General features: G+C 75.1%; 2 protein-coding genes. One reads left to right on the top strand and one right to left on the bottom strand.

What is annotated here, in order from left to right:
- A partial coding sequence (locus Q1K57_RS12985) for a DUF4185 domain-containing protein (RefSeq protein ID WP_300083334.1) occupies positions 1–1467 on the bottom strand: 1467 nt, incomplete at its 3' end.
- A 134-nt stretch (positions 1468–1601) separates the two neighbouring features.
- Between Q1K57_RS12985 and Q1K57_RS12980 the strand changes: the two genes are divergently transcribed.
- A partial coding sequence (locus Q1K57_RS12980; protein WP_300083333.1) for a hypothetical protein occupies positions 1602–1782 on the top strand: 181 nt, incomplete at its 3' end.

Raw genomic sequence — 1782 nt, 5'->3', positions numbered from 1 at the left:
GGCGCGGAACATCCGGTCGCCCACCGGGTCGTCGGCGACGGAAGCCCTGATGAACCGGGTGTGCGGGTCCAGCGACATGCCGGTGGCCACCCAGTCGAGCAGCCGGATCCGGCGCGACCACGGCCCCTGCGGTTGCCGGGCGGTGCGCAGCACGACCGCAGGGCCGATCGGGTCCTCCGGCGCGGACGCGGACAGCATCAGGTAGCGGCCGACCGCGTCCGCCCAGCGCACGCTCACCTCGCCCAGCGCCGCCGGAGCGAACAGCGGGACGGCGTCCGCCTCCGCGTCCGACCAGCCGCCGCCCGCCCAGTAGCGGACGCCGAGTGCCCGGGCGTCACGGGTGGCCCGGCCGGAGAGCCGGCCCAGCGCCGCGGCGTCGAGGACGGCGAGCCGCAGCTCCGACGCCCGGTACGGACCGGTGCCCCAGACCAGCAGCACGTCGCCGTCCGTCCCGCAGCCGGGCACGGCCGCCGCCGGCCGCAGCTGCGCGGAGGTGTTGATGAAGTGGCGATCGCTGAAGGTGCAGAGCGCCTCGAACCGCAGCGGACGGCGGCGGGCGGCGGGGTCGACCACCGGGTCGGCGGCCACGGCCCTGGCCAGCACGGACCGGCCCATCACCCGCCGGCGCCGGAAGTGGTTGGAGCTGAAGAAGCCGTACAGCCGTCCGCCGGAGGAGAAGCCGTCCAGCGGCACGTCGTACTCGCGCATGGTCACCCATCCGGCCGCCCGGCCGACGAGCTTCAGCGGCGAGCCGTGGAACCGGACCGCCGGCAGCGGATCGCCGGGCAGCACCTCGGCGATGGCGTCGCGCGTGGCCAGCCAGGGCCGCGTCCAGTGGGTGTCGCCGAACAGCAGGAAGGTGCGTCCGGCATGATCGACCCGGACGCCGAGGTCGGTGCCGCGGACGCCCGCGGCGGCCAGCGAGTCACTCAGCGTCCGGGCGCGCTCACCCCACGGGGTGGGGGTCGCGTCCCGGTCGCCGGTGATCTGGGCGAGCTTCACCGATTCGGGTCCGGGCACGACGAACGGTTCCGGGTCGGCCAGCCGCAGGCAGCTGTCCCGCTCCCACTCGCCGTCGCGGCGGTGGTAGCAGAAGACCGATCCGTCCTCGTCGGCCAGCGCGAACCGCCTGCTGCCGAGCGCGGCCGGTGCCCACGGGGTGACCTCGGCTTCATTCGGACGCGGCACCACGCCATCGACGCGCGCCCAGGTCGTCCCGTCCAGCCGGAAGGCCGCCGGGCCGTCCGCCAGGGTGACCCCTGCGTGCAGCGTGCGTCCGCGCCGCACCAGCCACCCGGGCCCGACGGCGCCGCCGGTGACCGTGCCCAGCCGCACCCACGGCCGGTCCGGACGGGACAACGCCCGCCGGTAGTGCTCGAGCCGGTCACCGGCGAGCACGAGGGCGTCCAGCGCAGCCGGCCGGCGTCCGGCGCTCAGGCTGCCGGGGCCGAGCACCGGTCCGGTCACGGCGGAAGCCTAACCTCTCCGCGAACGAACGTCGGGCACCCCTGTGAGAGGACTCTCATTCGGCTCTCCCGCTGCCTTCACCCTCGCCCGGTGGAGTGGAGGAACAGCAACGGATACACCGAAAGGACCACATCATGAGGATCAACCGTTCGACCGCGGCCTGGGCCGTCGCCAGCGCCCTCGGCCTGACCGTTCTCGGCGGCACGGCGATCGCGACCGCCGAGACCGCGACCCCGTCGCCGCAGGCCACCTCGTCGGCCAGCCCGTCCACGGAATCGTCGAGCCCGTCGGTGAGCCCGTCGGCAGCGCCGACAT

The organism is Propioniciclava sp. (genome assembly GCF_029977985.1).
In the GTDB taxonomy this organism is placed as follows: domain Bacteria; phylum Actinomycetota; class Actinomycetes; order Propionibacteriales; family Propionibacteriaceae; genus Propioniciclava.
This window is presented reverse-complemented; position numbering and strand designations above follow the sequence as displayed.